The following is a 16,104-nucleotide window of genomic DNA, read 5'->3' as shown; positions in this document are numbered from 1 at the left end:
TAGGGCGTATAATTTGCGCCCTTATCATGTTTTTTTAACACTCGTATGGTGTTTAGATTTTGCTTTTAGCCATCTATATAGCGATACGAACAAACTTAAGAGGTTTATTATGAAAGAAGGTATCCATCCTCAATATACAGCCATTACAGCAACTTGTTCATGCGGTAATGTGATCAAAACACATTCAACTATTGGTCACGATATTCATCTTGACGTATGTGGTGAATGCCATCCATTCTACACTGGTAAACAACGTGATGTTGCAACTGGTGGACGTGTAGATAAATTCAAACAACGTTTTGCTATGGTTGGCGGCAAAAAATAAGATTGTAATGAATAATTATCAAAAAAGGCGCTTAATGCGCCTTTTTGTTTTTACTATGCTTTGGAATTTCATTTTATTCATCGATTAAGCTGGGATCAATGCCTAAATTACGCATTATTTTTTGAGCTTGCATTGGAATAACATCTTCACGATCTTTTTGTAAATCCTCATCACAAGGTAAAGGTTGACCAGTGTAGGCATGCAAAAAGGCTTCACATAATAATTCACTATTTGTGGCATGGCGTAAATTATTTACCTGTCGGCGAGTACGTTCATCAGTTAATATTTTTAGGACTTTTAACGGAATTGACACTGTAATTTTTTTTACTTGCTCACTTTTCTTACCATGCTCTGCATAAGGGCTTATATATTCGCCATTCCATTCCATCATTGTTCACCAGTATTACATTACAATTAATGTGGATAATTTTATCGTTTTTTTTTAATAACTGCAATCTACACATCGAGACAGTTAGACGTCTAGACATGTTGACGGCTTTATTTATTGTGCTATTCTTATACAAAAGGTATCTAATAATAAATAAACGTTTTAGGATGATATTATGGCTAGCCAATCAAGAAATTTAAGCCAAGGAACAATTGCTGTTCGTGGTGGATTAAATACTGATGATCAATATGGAAGTGTTGTTCCAGTGATTACACCTTCAACTTGTTACCGCTATCAAGAGTTCGCTACACCAAGACAATTTGATTACGCGCGTAAATCTAATCCAAGTCGGCGATTAGTAGAACAAACTGTTGCTAAGTTAGAGGGTGGGGCAGATGCAATTTTGACTAATTGTGGTATGTCAGCTATTCATTTGGTTAGTGTTGCATTATTAACCCCCAATGATTTAGTTGTGGCACCTCACGATTGTTACGGTGGCAGTTATCGTCTTTTTAATAGTTTGAGTGAGCGAGGTTATTTTAAAACTAAATTTGTCGATCAATCCGATCCTATTGCATTAAAACAAGCATTGAGTTTAGGGCCTAAATTAGTTTTAATTGAATCACCAAGTAATCCATTATTACGCGTGGTGGATATTCAAGACATTACTCGTCAAGCGCATCAAGCCGGTGCTATTGTTTTGGTTGATAATACTTTTATGACGCCTATTTTGCAAAAACCTTTAGAACTTGGTGCCGACATCGTCACCCATTCTTGTACTAAATTTTTAAATGGCCATTCTGATTTATTGGCAGGAATTTTGGTGTTTAAGGATCAACAACTTGCAACAGATGTGTTATGGTGGGCAAACAATATTGGTACCTTGACTTCATCATTTGATAGTTACCTGTTATTGCGTGGTTTACGTACTTTAGCTGCGCGAGTGAAATTACAACAAGATAATGCGCAAAAAGTAGTGGAATTCTTAGTTAATCATCCTAAAGTTGCAAAAGTTTATCATCCATCATTACCTTCAAATCTTGGACATGAAATAGCTAAAAAACAACAAAAAGGCTTCGGTTCATTGCTAAGTTTTGAACTTGCAGGTCAAGCAGAGGTTATGCCAAAATTTTTAAAGGCACTCAATATTTTTACCTTAGCGCAATCATTAGGCGGTGTCGAAAGCTTAATTTGCCACCCTGCAACGATGACGCATTCTGGAATAAGTGCAGAAGCGCGTAAAACTGCTGGTATTTCAGACCAGTTATTGCGTATTTCAGTAGGGTTAGAAGAGGTAGATGATTTATTAGCTGATTTACAGCAAGCATTATCGGTTATTTAAACTATTTTTTAGATGATATGGGGATGATGACAAATTATTATTTTCATTATTCCCATTGCGATTAATAGCGCTAAGTTTGGTGACTTAACTCGCTAAATTAAAATAGTCATTCGTCATTTTTTCGATAGCAGCAAGCATGTCATCAACAGTATGTTTTCTGCTTCGACCACATACCTTAGCCATATCTTGACACACCAAACATTGTCTGGATTGATGCCCTAATTGCGTACGTGAAACACTTTGCTCAGTTTTCGCATCAATAACATCGATATCCCATAATCGACCTAATGGATGATTGTTTTCAATTTCGATACAAAGCTGTTTTAATTGATCACTTGAGCATTCGACTGAAATTATTGCTTCATAACCTGTTAACGCACAGAATTGCTCTTCATGTATAATTTGAAGCATATTTTTTGCTAATAAATGGTGAATAGCGGTTATCGCTTCTTTAAACAATACCTTAGTGCCAGTACTCTTTTTTATTGGACCAGGAATGACTAAACTAAGCGAAATAAGTGGAAAAGGGTAACACTTAATTGCGTTACGCTGATGCTCGACTCGTTTTTCTTTGGCCAATAACATCTGTTCAAGGTTAACTGGCGTACCATCATCGAATTTCAATAATATATTAGTCATAATTGAAAAGCATGACATCGTTAGATGTCATGCTATAAAGTGATAAATTAATCTTTAACTTGACGAACAACATCAATGACTGAACCATCACGGAAGTGAACAATACCCACAATTTTATCTTCAAATTCAATTGGTTTTGGTTCACCTGTTAATGAAACAGCACGTTGATATAGCTCTTCAATGGTCATGACCGGTAAATTTGCTGCTTTTAAACGTTCTGCTATTTCAGGACGAGCAGGATTAACCGCAATACCATGATCGGTTACAAGTACATCAACACTTTCACCTGGCGTTACAATCGTGGTGACTTTTTTAATGACTGTAGGAATACGGCTACGAATTAATGGTGCAACAATAATGGTTAAGTTTGCACCGGCTGCTGTATCACAGTGCCCACCTGATGCGCCACGCATCACGCCATCAGAACCCGTTAACACATTAACGTTGTAATCAAGGTCAATTTCTAGTGCACTCAGGATAACAATATCTAATTCATCAACACTTGCACCTTTAGATGCAGGGTTAGCATAGACATTTGTTGATACTTCAATATGATCTTTATTTCTACCTAAAGATTGACCGGCTGCGCCATCAAAGCTTTGTGTATCTAATAAACGTTTTACTAATCCTTTTTCATGCAAATCAACAATACTTGCTGTGATACCACCTAATGCAAATGATGCAGTGATATTTTTAGCACGCATACGATTTTCTAAAAAGCGCGTTGCCGCGGTTGAAGAAGCACCAGAACCGGTTTGGATAGAAAATCCATCTTTAAAATAACCTGAATACTCAATTACATCAGCTGCGTAACGTGCAATCATAAGTTCACGTGGATTGCTGGTAATACGTGCAGCCCCTACGCTAATTTTAGTTGGGTCACCAACCTCATCAACTTTCACAATATAGTCAACTTGATCTTGGCGAATAGATGCAGGATGGTTAGGATAACCAACAATGTCTTCAGTAAGTAATACCACTTTTTTAGCAAATTGGGCATCAACCATGGCATAACCTAGCGCACCACATTGTGATTTACCTGATACACCATTCGCATTGCCTTGCTCATCAGCAGTTGAAACAGCTAAAAATGCGATATCAATATTAATTTCACCACTTTGGATAAGTTTTACTCGTCCACCATGTGAATGAATATGGACAGGGTTTTGCATTAAACCATGTGAAATTGCATCAGCTAATTTACCACGTAAACCAGACGTATAAATTTTTGTGATTACGCCTGACTCGATATGTGGAATTAGTGCTGAGTTACAGCTTAACAATGAGCTTGAAGCTAAAGTTAAGTTTTTGATACCTAACTTACTAATCGTCTCGACAACTTTGTTAATAACCTTATCACCTTCACGAAATGCGTGATGGAAAGAGATGGTCATACCGTCACGTAATTCACATTTGTGTATTGCTTGTTCAATAGAATCACATAATTTTCGTGTATATTTAGACTCATCTTTTAAATAGGGAGTGGTTGTATTCGCGTCAATAAATGGCGTAATATTCTTGAGATCGGGATGCTGTTTAAGCAAATCATCAATTTTTTTGTTTATAGAAGTAGTCATTTTGTCATCCTATCAAAGTTCTTTACGTACACCGGAATATTTTGCTAACTCAATAACTTTTCTAGCGCGTTCAATAATCGGTGCATCAATCATTTTGCCATTTAGAGAAATAACGCCTAGGCCTTTTCTTTCTCCTTCTTCTGCTGCTTCAACCACTTTTTTAGCATTTTCAACATCAGCAGCTGTTGGCGCATATGCATTATGTAGTAATTCGATTTGTCTTGGATTAATCAGTGATTTACCGTTATAACCTAGTTTTTTAATTAGGCTAACTTCTTTTAAGAAACCTTCATCGTCATTAACATTGGAATAAACCACATCAAAGGCATCAATTTTTGCTACACGTGCTGCATGTAAAACTGCACAGCGAGCATAAAACAGTTCGGTACCATCACCACGCTCAGTTTGCATGTCAACTAAATAGTCAAATGCAGCTAGCGCAATACCAATTAAACGAGGAGAAGATTTAGCAATAGAAACAGCATTAACCACACCTTGTGCAGATTCGATTGCTGCCATTAACTTAGTACTACCCACTTCACGACCACACTCTTTTTCGATTCGTTCAACGTGTGCTTCAAGTTCATGAATATCTTCTGCTGAGTTTGTCATTGGTAAACGAACCACTTCAACACCGGCACGTACCACAGCTTCAAGGTCTTTTAAACCAAATGGGGTATCTAACGCATTAATTCTTACAACCGTTTCGATACCGTGTTCTTTATAAACAGGTAGTAATAATGTTTGTGCAACTAATAAGCGAGCCGAATCTTTTTCTTTAATTGAAACCGCATCTTCAAGGTCAAACATGATTGAATCTGGTTTATATACGAAAGATGTTGATAACATTGCTGCATTTGCGCCCGGAAGAAATAACATACTGCGACGTAATTTTTTCATAGTAATTTACTCCAATCTAAGTTTTCTTCTTCAGCGCCGCGTAATACTGCACATTGAATTCTTGCTTTAATCGCGCAATCTAGCGCACCTTTATCATCGATAATTATCATGCCATCGGTTACATTCAGATCACGTAATGTTTGATCGACAACTGCACGAATTTGATCGCCGAATTGTTTATTAACATCACTATTAATAACAATTTCTATCCCTGTATTTGGCATAACTTTGACTAACAAATCACTCGATTCGAGAGTCCCAGCCATGGCTTCTTTTTGTATTTTCATTTTTTTACCTTTTAAAATGTATTAAATTTTAAATTTATCCAAATTAGCTGAAAGATAGTCCCAAGTTGTTGTTGGAACTAACTGTTTTATTTGTTCATATTGCCCCGATGCTAATAATTTTCTAACTAATGATGCCGATATAATCGTATCGCCTTCGGTTTTTCGCTCAATTTCAACAACAGTAATTGGTGATGAATGGCTAACCGTATTATCCATAAGCCAATAGCGCATAGCTTCATTATAGGCTTTAGTCACTTCATCATTCGGTTCAGTTCCAACGAAGCGGTAGCTGATATTTAGCGCTGGGGCGATATAATTTCGAAAAATAAGCAGGTCGATTCCCATATAAGCGTAATTGATCTTCGCTTTATCTTTTAAAAAATAAGTAGGGAATGTTGCTCTTGAAATAATATAAGGTGAACTTGCATGGACTGTCACATTCTTGAACTGTTTGGTACCTTCTTGTACTAACTTTATTCGAGTTTCAAATGAAAATAATGAGGCATTTTCATTGACAACAAAAACATGCAACCAGTCACATTGATTTGCCGCATATTCGACAAGATATTGGTGACCTTTGGTAAAAGGGTTCGCATTCATCACAATGCTACCAATCTTTTTACCTTCTTGTTGTAGGCTACTAAGTTGTTTACAGTACTGTTGAATACCAACAGGGGTGTTTTCCATCAGCACAACAAGATTTGTTATTTCAACAATAGGATAAAAACCGCATCCCTTAAAAAAATCAATATTTTCAGGTTTTGTATATAAAAATAGATGAAAATAGCCTTGTTCGTTGGCATATTTTATAGTGTGATCCATTAAGGTTAAATTAAGCTGATTACCTCGATATTCTGGATCAATAGCAACACATTTGATGATGTCACGGTCCATACCTGCACAAGCAATAATTTTACTGTTAATTTTTGCTACTGTAAAAATGGTCACTTGAGAGTCTAAGTCAAGATCTGATAACGCGAGTAACTGTTTTATCGCTTGATAATCTTGTTCTGACTTCGAAATATCAATAACTTCATAATCAGCTAAATCATACATAATGTTACCTTTTTTCTGCAACAACAGTGTTAGTTAGACGTCCGATTTTAGTAATTTCTACTTCTATTTTATCACCATCTTGCATAAACACAGGTGGATGACGTTTTTTACCTACCCCACCTGGTGATCCTGTTAGGATAACATCGCCCGGCGATAAATGTGTAAATGTACTGATATATGCAATTAATTCAGGTACAGTATGAACCAAATTAGAAATTGAGTCATGCTGCATTTGTTGACCATTTAGATATGTGGTCAGTGATAATACAGTCGGATCTGGAATTTCATCAGTGGTTGTTAAATTTGGACCAAATGCGCCAGTACTTGGCCAATTTTTACCAGCTGTAAACCAAGTATATTGCCAATCACGAATAGAACCATCCATGTAACAACTGTAACCTGCTACGTGTGATAAAGCATCTTCTTGCTTAATTCTAAAACCAAATTTACCAATAACAATGGCTAATTCACCTTCGTAATCTAACTCATTTGTAATAGCAGGTTTAATAATATTGGTTTTATGACCAGTTTGTGAATCAGGAAAACGAACAAATAATGTCGGCGCAGAACTGGTTTCATTAAATTCTGCTCGTTTTTCTGCATAATTCATTCCTACACATAGAATTTTGTTAGGATTTGGAATGACTGGTAAATACGTAATGTCTTGTTCATCAATGTCACATGGTGCGTCAAGAAAGGTTTTGGCAATAGATAATCCTTCTTTGTCTGCAAGTAATGATTTTAAGTCGACGTATTTATTGTCTAATTTTTTTCTTAAATCAATAATGCCATTTTCAGTGAGAAGACCAAAACTTGCTCGATCAGAGACAAGATAACTGACAAGCTTCATGAAAACTCCTTAAAAGCTGTTTATGTTGATTGTAAATACAAAATAAAAATGAACAACCTTAGTATAAACCAAGGTTGCTCTTAAATATGTTAAAACTATACTAAGAAATTGCCGAGAATGAGTAATGATACTGATACATTGATCGCACCACCGATACGGGTAGCAATTTGAGCAAATGGCATTAATTCCATACGTTCAGCGGCAGTTAAGATAGCAACGTCACCTGTTCCACCTTGACCACTTTGACAACATGAGATTACTGCTGCATCAACCGGATACATACCTAATTTTTTAGCTACAAAGAATCCAGTGGTAACTAAACTAACAACAGTACACACAATAACTGTCAAGTTTACTAACGTAAAGGCTGATACAATTTTATCCCAAGGTGTGATTGCAACACCTACAGCAAATAAGATTGGGTAGGTAACAGAGGTTTGGAAGAACTTGTAAACCACTTGTGAACCACTTAATACTTTTGGTGAAACACCTGATACTAATTTTACAAGAACTGCAGCAAATAACATACCTACTGGTGCAGGAATACCTGTTACTTTATGACCAATCATACCAACCATATAAAGAATAGCGGCTAATAATACACCTGAAGCAAAAGTTGTTACATCAATAACTGAATCAGCTTTAGTTGTTTTACTGCCAGCAATATCGTTTTCATCCGCTGGTAATAAACGACCATTACCGGTTAAATGTGGATACGCTTTACCAATACGGTTAAGAACACCACCACAAATAATACCTGTTAAACCACCTAACATAACAATTGGTAATACTCGGCCAAGTGCTTCACCTTGTTCCATACCTAAAATTGCAGCATAGCCAATTGAAAGTGGGATTGCACCTTCACCAACGCCACCCGCCATGATAGGTAATACTAAGAAGAAGAATGTTTCAAATGGTGTTAAACCAAGTAGATAACCTACACCTACACCGACAAGCATTCCGACAATCTCACCGCAAACCATTGGACCAAAGATTTTTAAGAAACCTTGAATAAGGGTTTTCTTATCCATGTTCATGATACTACCAACGATGATACAACAAATGTATAAATAAAGAATGTGAGTATCTTTATAGAACTTCGTTGTCGCTTCAACAACCGGTTTAGGTAGAATGCCATAATAGACTAAAGCAGAAGGAATAAAGGTTGCACAAATTGCAGCTGCACCCATTTTACCAACGATTGGCAAACGTTTACCAATTTCGCCACATAAAAAACCAAAAAAGGCACAAGTAACGACCATCACTACGATTTCACTTGGTAGTTTGCCTGTTACTAAAACTTCAGCGAAAATTAAGATACCCGCTATAATAAATAGCGGTAAAGGAATCACACCAATTTTATAATTATCCATAAGTTTCCACCAACCGTATGGCCAAAACTTTTGCGTGTTCCATTCTCTTTCTATGTTATCTTTAACCGTTTCATTCTGCTTTTTTTCAACTGAATTGAAATCCACCATATTTTTTTTATCTCCAAAATATTTTTGCTTTGTTTGAATGGCGCATATAGTGACAAAATATTAATACTATTTTTGTGATATAAATCATAAATTGACAGTGGTTTTTATGGTTTTAAAGGCTCTATGTTTTTTAATCATGTGTTAAACTCACCATTAGCGATATTAAATAGACAATTAAGTATAAAAATGCGAAAACGTATTCATCTATCATTTACAACAAAATTATTTTTCTCTCTTTTAATTTTTTCATTAATTATTCTAGCTTTACTACAAAGCTATATATGGAATTTGACAGAAACCTCGCTGTATCGAAGTTTAGGCGAAAAAGCACAAATTCAAGCCAAGGAACTGGCTGTTATACCGAGTTTAATCAAGTATGTTGAAGAAAGAGATACTGATAAAATAGCACAATTGATTTCGGATATTTATGAACAAAGCGACGCAAGCTATATTGTAATTGGCGATGCTCAGGCCTATCGTTTATATCATACCGCAAATAGTGCATTAAATTCCCCTATGGTTGGTGGTGATAATCACGAAGTGTTAAGTGGTAATAGTAGTGTTACTATAAGCCAAGGCTCACTAGGTTTAGCCCTGCGCGGAAAAGCACCAATTATTGATAAGGGTAAAGTCATTGGTATTGTTTCGGTTGGTTATATGATTGATGACATTCATGTCTTACATGTTAATCAATTTATTCCGATTATTATTTTTTGTTCACTCCTATTTTTGGCATTGTTTATTTTTTCATTTTGCTTTTCTAAATCCATCAAAAAGCAGATGTTTAATTTAGAACCAAACGAAATTGCATTACTGGTTAAAAGTCAAAAATCGATTATGGAGTCAATTTTTGAAGGCATTATCGCAATTGATCTTAACTACAAAATAATCAATATCAATCAATCGGCGAGAAGTATGTTAAACTTTAATAATGATGATGATGATTTGCTTAATCATAATCTACGTGATTTTATTCAATCTAATGATTTTATTTATGGTAGCGATAATCAAAATCAAGATATCCATGATTATATTTGTTATTTTAACGAAACGAGTGTTATTGCTAATAGGATTAGAATTATTGTTGATGATAAAATACAAGGTTGGGTAATCACATTTCGTAACTTCAACGATATTAACGTATTAAGTATGCAATTGACCCAAGTTACCCAGTATGTTGATAATTTAAGGGCAATTAGGCATGAACACCTAAACTGGATGGCAACGTTATCTGGTTTAATTTATATGAAGCGTTATGATGAGGCACAGTCATTTATCGCTTTACATTCAGCTGATAATCAAAATAATTTAGATTTCATTACCCAGCATTTTAAAATAGCCGCTATTTGTGGATTATTAATTGGTAAATATTCAAAATCACATGAAATTGGTTTGAACTTAATATTTGACCCGGCGTGTCAATTAAATGCATTACCTGCTTCAATATCTGAAACTGAATTTATGTCTATATTGGGTAATCTGCTTGATAATGCATTTAATGCGTGTTTAAAAAACGATAATGGTGATAAATCCATTTATTTATATATAAGTGATGCTACAGACGAAATTGTCATTGAAGTAAGCGATCAAGGTTGTGGGGTAGAAGAAGAGCTTCGAGACTCTATCTTTGAACCAGGCGTTACTTCACAAGATAGTAAAGAACATGGTATTGGTTTACACCTTGTGTCAACCTACATAAAAAAGGCAAATGGTTATATTACATTTGGAGATAATCAGCCTTACGGAACAATTTTTTCCGTTTTTATACCAAAAAAATAGAGGTTAAAGTATGCAAGAAAATAAAGAAGATGCTATTAAAGTTCTCATTGTTGAAGATGAGCCTATTTTAGCTGAATTAAATGCTGATTTTATTCAGCGAGATACAAAAGTAAAAGTCGTTGGTATTGCTTCCAATTTAGAGGAAGCAAAAAAGATGGTAGAAAAGTTAAAACCCACTTTAATTTTATTAGATAACTATTTACCCGATGGTAAAGGGATTGAATTATTCGAATATATTATTAATAACAACTTAAATTGCTATGTTATTTTTATTACCGCAGCTAGCGATATGGATACTTGTAGTAAAGCCATCAGATATGGAGCATTCGATTATTTAATTAAACCGGTGTCTTATCAACGTTTAAAACACTCGTTAGCACGTTTTGAACTGTTCTTATATCGTCAAAGCTTACAAAAACATGTCAATCAGCGAAGAATTGATGAACTGTTCAACCTACAAACCAAAGATTTTGTTGATATTAATCGTCATTCAAAAGGGATAGAGGAAATTACCTTGCAAAAGGTTAAAGATCTTTTTATGCATACCGATACCCCTCAAACCGTTGATGAAATTGTTGAAAAAGCAAAAATCAGTAAAACTACAGCTAGACGCTATTTAGAGTACTGTGTTCAAACTAAAGTATTAACTGTCGAACTTAATCATGGAAAGATAGGCCGCCCTGAAAGATTGTACAAACGTCTAGGTAAATAGTTATTGTTGTTAGGTCAATTATTTGCTCAGACACCATCTTCTATATAATTGATAATTATATAAATATGCTTATTTGTTATTTTATCCATTAATTTTTTGATGTTAGATTGATTTTATCCAAGGGTTGGATTGTTTGAAATTAACGCATCAAAAAATAGGAGTAAGCATATGGCCATTGCGATAGGAAAAGTTGTTACTACCGAAAATAATGAAATTAACCAAGACGGTGCTTTTGTTCGTCAAACAAATCGTTTTGATACCCCATTTGGAAATAAACCGGGTATGTTACCGGTTGAGGCTGGTCGTTATCGTTTAATTTGGGCGGCGATTTGTCCTTGGGCACATCGGCAGATGATTGTTATCAAATTATTAGGTTTGGAAAATGTGATCAGTGTTGGCAAAGTTGCGCCAATTCGCACTGAGCATGGTTGGGAGTTTTCACTTGATCCTAATGGTGTTGACCCAGTGTTAGGCATCCGTTATTTACCAGAAATTTACGCTAAAACCGATCCTGAATATAATGGACGAGCAACAGTCCCGACCGTTGTCGATGTAAAAACCGGCAAAGTTGTCAACAACGACTATTTTAAATTAACCAACTATTGGGAAACTGCATTCAAACCTTTCCATAAAGCGGGTGCGCCTGATCTCTATCCGGAACATTTACGTACTGAAATTGATGAATTGAATGATGTGATTTTTCATGAAGTCAATAATGGTGTTTATAAAGCGGGATTTGCTCGCTCACAAAAAGCTTACGAACACGCTTATCATCTTGTTTTTAATCGATTAGATGAATTAGAAAAACGCCTAAGTAAGTCTCGATATCTTTTTGGTGATCACATTACCGATTCGGATATTCGCTTATACGTTACATTAGCGCGTTTTGATGTGGCTTATTATGCTGCTTTTAACACAAATCGTAATCGAATTATTGATTTTCCTAATTTATGGGCTTATGCCCGAGATCTTTATCAAATCCCCGCTTTTGGTGAAACAACCGATTTTGAGTCAATTAAAAAAGGGTACTTTTTAGGTAATAATGCCCATAATCCTTATGATATTTTGCCCTTAGGGCCTGATGTTAGTCATTGGCATACTCCTCATAACAGAGATAAACAATTTCGTACTCATCAATAATTGATTATTGGGATAATACGCATGCCAAATATATTAGATTTCGGATTGATATTTACTCAAATACCTACGTTACTGGCTTATTTGCCAGTCACGTTATTTATTACCTTTTTTTCAATGCTGCTTGGCGTAATGTTTGGGTTAGTGATTGCCATTGTTAAAATGAATAAAATTCCTGTTCTTTCGCAACTAGCATCGGTTTTTGTTTCATTTATTCGAGGAACGCCTTTACTTGTTCAGCTTTATTTAAGCTTTTATGGGATCCCAATTGTTCTGCGTTATATCAACTATTTTTATCATACTGATTTTAATATTAATAGTGTGCCTCCAATGCTATTTGTACTCATTGCCTTTTCTTTTAATGAAGCTGCTTATAATTCCGAGACTATACGAGCCGCGTTACAATCGGTCAGTAAAGGTCAAATTGAGGCGGCACAATCGTTAGGGATGAGTTATAGCCAATTGTTACGACGTATTGTTATTCCTGAAGCATTTATTGTGGCCTTACCAAATCTTGGTAATGCTTTTATCGGCTTGCTTAAAGGGACTTCGTTAGCCTTTGTCTGTTCAGTCACTGAAATGACAGGTCGCGGTAAAACCTTAGCAGGACACAGTTATCGTTATTTTGAGGTTTATATCTCTTTGGCACTTATTTATTGGGCTTTAACCATTATTATTGAATTAATCATTAAGTATATGGAAAACCGGTTAACGATTTCTGACAGTGTGAATACACCCAGTTATCGCCGAGGAAAATTATTATGATTAAGGTACAGAACTTAACGTTATCTTTTCAGGATAATCTTATTTTAGATCATCTTAATTTCGCCATAAAACCGCATGAAGTCGTTGCTATTATCGGCGCATCGGGAGCAGGTAAATCCACTTTACTACGCTGTTTAAATTTACTTGAAAAACCCCAGCAAGGTAACATCCAAATTGATAATTTTGGCTTGGATGTTAGCCGCATTAAACAACGTGATATTGTTCAGTTTCGCCAAAAGTCAGCTATGGTATTTCAACAATTTAATCTTTTTCATCAAAAAAACGCTTTAGAAAATGTGATGGAGGGTTTGATTATTGTAAAAAAATTACCAAAGGAGAAAGCACGTAAAATTGCGCATGAAAAGCTTGTTCAAGTCGGACTTGAGGGGCGAATGTACCATTATCCAAAACAGCTATCTGGAGGGCAACAACAGCGAGTAGCGATTGCCAGAGCATTAGCGATGGATCCTAAAGTGTTACTGCTTGATGAACCCACTTCAGCGCTCGATCCTGAGTTAGTTGGCGAAGTATTATCGACCATCAAATTAGCCGCACAATCAGGGATTACGATGATCCTTGTTTCGCACGAAATGAGCTTTGTGCATGAAGTAGCTAGTCGAGTACTGTTTTTAGATAAAGGACAAATTATTGAAGATGGTTCACCTAAGCAGGTGTTTAATAATCCGACCCAACCACGAACCAAATCTTTTTTAGCAAGATATTTTAGTGCAATGCAAATGGATTATGAAATCTAATCAGTTTAAGAGGTATCAATGAGTATAAAGATTCAACAACATTGTGAAAATATTAATTGGCAAGATGTTGCCGATTTATTGGCTTTTTATGGACTTAGTTCGCTCGATGCAACAGCGCAAGAGCGAGTGTTTAAAAACAGTTATGGTGTGATTTTTTTGCTGGAACAAGATCGCGTTGTGGGCGTTGGTCGTACATTATCGGACGGTATTTGTCAGGCGGCAATTTATAACATTGCATTAGCTAAACACTTGCACGGGCAACAATATGGACGCTTAATTGTTGAAAAGCTCGTTGAGCAGGTACAGCATTGCAATATCATTCTTTATACTCATCCACAAACAGTAGAATTTTATAAAAACTTAGGGTTTGATTTAATGAAAACAGGTATGGCTCGATATCAGGCCGATCATCGAATTGAAATGAAAAATATGGGTTTTATTTAAGGTTAACTCAATAATGCTCATTTAAAATGAAAGGAGAATTACGGTATGAACTATAAAAAATGGTATGGTTTTGTCATCTTAGCCGCGTTGTTTTTGTCTGGTTGCGATAACCAAAATAAAGATTCACAATCCACAACAAAACAAAAAATTATTATTGGGACTTCAGGATCGCCAAGCCCTTTTACAACGGTCGATGAAAAAGGGGAATTGGTTGGTTATGATATTGATGTGGTGAAAGCCATATTTAGCGAGTTACCTCAATATGAAATTAGTTTTGAAGTGACTGAATTCTCATCTGTTTTAGCTGGACTTGACTCTCAGCGTTATCAAGTTGGTGCCAATAATTATGCTATGAATGAAAAGCGCAAAGAAAAATATTTCTATTCCGATCCAATTTTTAAAAACCAGTATGTTATTGCTGTGGCTAAAAGTAACAATGACATTAATCGCTTTTCTGATCTTCAAGGAAAATCAACTGAAGTCACACCAGGACTTAATTATGCGACAGCATTAGAAACCTACAATGAACAAAATCCCAATAATCCTGTTAAAATTGTTTATAGTGAAGCCGATTTACTACCTGTGTTGCAACATGTCGAGAGTGGTCAATACGACTTTCAATTAATAGATAACGTGATGCTATCGCAATATATCAATGAACATAAACTCAATCTCAAAACGATAGAATTAAGTCAAGAAGATGGTGATCGTATTGGTTCTCCATTTAGTTATTTGTTAATTAGTAAAGGCGCAAGTGGTGAGCGATTAACTCAAGATATTAACCAAGGTATACAAAAAATTATCAATAATGGCAAACTAACGGCAATCAGCCAACACTATTTTGGTGCGGATTACTCACCTAAATAAGCTTTGTTCTGTTAGATAACCGAGTTTATTTGTTACGCTAATGGCAAATACACATCGGTTATCATCTCTGATGTTGGAATAGTTAATCCTACATTTACGTAATGAAAAATCGGTGGATAACTGCCTATTTTCTCTCTACTTTGTGGTAACCACTGTTCAAGTAAATAGATAATAGCTTGGTTATTATTTCGCGAACCAATATCACGAGCCTTGGCACAACGGAGCGCGGGAATAGTTTTACTGACAATGCCATAGGCATTTTTAGCAATAGGTTTGTCTATTGAAATAGCAAAATCGACGTGATGCTGTTCTAACGGTGTGATAGCGGGATTGGTGTAATGGATACCATAACATCGGTATTTTTCGTTATCGAATAAGTTGTTCTCTTGTCGCCATTTAATGAGTTTATTGACAGTTTCATGTTCTAACAGTGGCGAACCATGATGTTCGATAACCGCTAAATTTGTTGCGGGAAATCGCACAATTTCAACATCCATAATAACCTCAGTCACGTTATCTTCGTATCCTACTTATAATCATACTGAAATTCTTCATTGTTACTAGCATTGATTATTAAATATTATAAATTGACTTGACAAGCTAGCGGCACAACCAGATAATGGCGCCGTTTTTTTAACCTAAACTTTTTATTATAGCGAGGTGGCAAAATGCCTGTAGTTAACACTTTATCTTAATGCCGGCACGGTATTTTCTATCATATTGTATTTTTGCTTTTACCTCTCAAAGCATTCTCGTTGCACTTCAATTTATAGATTTTTGCCTTGTCGGTTTTCCCTTAT

17 protein-coding genes and 1 pseudogene are annotated in these 16,104 nt (G+C 35.6%); 9 read left to right on the top strand and 9 right to left on the bottom strand.

Features of this window, described 5'->3' with window-relative positions:
- The first annotated feature begins 109 nt into the window (after positions 1–109).
- Positions 110–325 carry a 50S ribosomal protein L31 gene (rpmE, locus tag J3U63_RS03065; protein WP_065634733.1) on the top strand — a complete coding sequence of 72 codons (216 nt, stop codon included), beginning with the start codon at positions 110–112 and terminating at the stop codon, positions 323–325.
- Positions 326–398: 73 nt separating this feature from the next.
- Here rpmE and metJ read toward each other — a convergent pair whose 3' ends face one another.
- Positions 399–716: a met regulon transcriptional regulator MetJ gene (gene metJ / locus J3U63_RS03060; protein WP_267333720.1), complete on the bottom strand. Its 318-nt coding sequence runs from the start codon at positions 714–716 to the stop codon at positions 399–401.
- Positions 717–888: 172 nt separating this feature from the next.
- On the opposite strand from metJ, the gene metB reads away from it, so the two are divergent.
- On the top strand, positions 889–2,055 hold the full coding sequence (gene metB / locus J3U63_RS03055) for a cystathionine gamma-synthase (RefSeq protein WP_267333719.1): 1,167 nt from the start codon (positions 889–891) through the stop codon (positions 2,053–2,055).
- A gap of 84 nt (positions 2,056–2,139) precedes the next feature.
- On the opposite strand, the gene citX is transcribed toward metB, so the two are convergent.
- The 7 genes and pseudogenes from citX to J3U63_RS03020 all read right to left on the bottom strand — a co-directional run.
- Entirely contained in the window at positions 2,140–2,694 is a 555-nt protein-coding gene (gene citX / locus J3U63_RS03050) for a citrate lyase holo-[acyl-carrier protein] synthase (RefSeq protein WP_267370401.1), read from the bottom strand.
- A gap of 47 nt (positions 2,695–2,741) precedes the next feature.
- A complete protein-coding gene (citF, locus tag J3U63_RS03045) occupies positions 2,742–4,271 on the bottom strand; it encodes a citrate lyase subunit alpha (RefSeq protein ID WP_267348336.1) in 1,530 nt (509 codons plus the stop codon).
- A 12-nt stretch (positions 4,272–4,283) separates the two neighbouring features.
- Positions 4,284–5,171 (bottom strand): citrate (pro-3S)-lyase subunit beta, encoded by an 888-nt coding sequence (gene citE, locus J3U63_RS03040; RefSeq protein WP_267343632.1) that lies wholly within the window; start codon positions 5,169–5,171, stop codon positions 4,284–4,286.
- Positions 5,168–5,458 carry a citrate lyase acyl carrier protein gene (citD, locus tag J3U63_RS03035; protein WP_065634739.1) on the bottom strand — a complete coding sequence of 97 codons (291 nt, stop codon included), beginning with the start codon at positions 5,456–5,458 and terminating at the stop codon, positions 5,168–5,170. Before citD ends, citE begins: the two co-directional genes overlap by 4 nt.
- A 21-nt stretch (positions 5,459–5,479) precedes the next feature.
- Positions 5,480–6,514 carry a [citrate (pro-3S)-lyase] ligase gene (gene citC, locus J3U63_RS03030; protein WP_267333715.1) on the bottom strand — a complete coding sequence of 345 codons (1,035 nt, stop codon included), beginning with the start codon at positions 6,512–6,514 and terminating at the stop codon, positions 5,480–5,482.
- 4 nt (positions 6,515–6,518) lie between these two features.
- A complete protein-coding gene (locus tag J3U63_RS03025; RefSeq protein ID WP_267333714.1) occupies positions 6,519–7,364 on the bottom strand; it encodes a fumarylacetoacetate hydrolase family protein in 846 nt (281 codons plus the stop codon).
- A 95-nt stretch (positions 7,365–7,459) separates the two neighbouring features.
- Positions 7,460–8,749 (bottom strand): annotated as a pseudogene (locus tag J3U63_RS03020) (2-hydroxycarboxylate transporter family protein); the annotation flags it as partial.
- 282 nt (positions 8,750–9,031) lie between these two features.
- Between J3U63_RS03020 and J3U63_RS03015 the strand changes: the two are divergent.
- The 7 genes from J3U63_RS03015 to J3U63_RS02985 all read left to right on the top strand — a co-directional run bounded on the left by J3U63_RS03015 (position 9,032) and on the right by J3U63_RS02985 (position 15,304).
- Positions 9,032–10,624, top strand: coding sequence for an ATP-binding protein (locus J3U63_RS03015; protein WP_267333713.1), 1,593 nt, complete (start codon positions 9,032–9,034; stop codon positions 10,622–10,624).
- 10 nt (positions 10,625–10,634) lie between these two features.
- Positions 10,635–11,336: a response regulator gene (locus tag J3U63_RS03010; protein WP_065634742.1), complete on the top strand. Its 702-nt coding sequence runs from the start codon at positions 10,635–10,637 to the stop codon at positions 11,334–11,336.
- 168 nt (positions 11,337–11,504) lie between these two features.
- On the top strand, positions 11,505–12,476 hold the full coding sequence (locus J3U63_RS03005; RefSeq protein WP_065634743.1) for a glutathione S-transferase family protein: 972 nt from the start codon (positions 11,505–11,507) through the stop codon (positions 12,474–12,476).
- 21 nt (positions 12,477–12,497) lie between these two features.
- A complete protein-coding gene (locus J3U63_RS03000; RefSeq protein ID WP_267333712.1) occupies positions 12,498–13,238 on the top strand; it encodes an amino acid ABC transporter permease in 741 nt (246 codons plus the stop codon).
- Positions 13,235–13,993: an amino acid ABC transporter ATP-binding protein gene (locus J3U63_RS02995; RefSeq protein ID WP_267333711.1), complete on the top strand. Its 759-nt coding sequence runs from the start codon at positions 13,235–13,237 to the stop codon at positions 13,991–13,993. Before J3U63_RS03000 ends, J3U63_RS02995 begins: the two co-directional genes overlap by 4 nt.
- Positions 13,994–14,011: 18 nt before the next feature.
- Positions 14,012–14,437 (top strand): GNAT family N-acetyltransferase, encoded by a 426-nt coding sequence (locus tag J3U63_RS02990; RefSeq protein WP_267343629.1) that lies wholly within the window; start codon positions 14,012–14,014, stop codon positions 14,435–14,437.
- A gap of 45 nt (positions 14,438–14,482) precedes the next feature.
- The gene (locus J3U63_RS02985; protein WP_267370400.1) at positions 14,483–15,304 is read left to right on the top strand and encodes a transporter substrate-binding domain-containing protein; all 822 of its coding nucleotides are present in this window, start codon (positions 14,483–14,485) and stop codon (positions 15,302–15,304) included.
- A 32-nt stretch (positions 15,305–15,336) separates the two neighbouring features.
- Here J3U63_RS02985 and J3U63_RS02980 read toward each other — a convergent pair whose 3' ends face one another.
- Positions 15,337–15,816 (bottom strand): AraC family transcriptional regulator, encoded by a 480-nt coding sequence (locus tag J3U63_RS02980; protein ID WP_267370399.1) that lies wholly within the window; start codon positions 15,814–15,816, stop codon positions 15,337–15,339.
- Positions 15,817–16,104: the final 288 nt, after the last annotated feature.

This window comes from Gilliamella sp. B2838 (assembly GCF_026536185.1).
In the GTDB taxonomy this organism is placed as follows: Bacteria; Pseudomonadota; Gammaproteobacteria; order Enterobacterales; family Orbaceae; genus Gilliamella.
The sequence above is the reverse complement of the archived record's forward strand: the minus strand, read 5'-3'. Positions and strand labels throughout refer to the sequence as shown.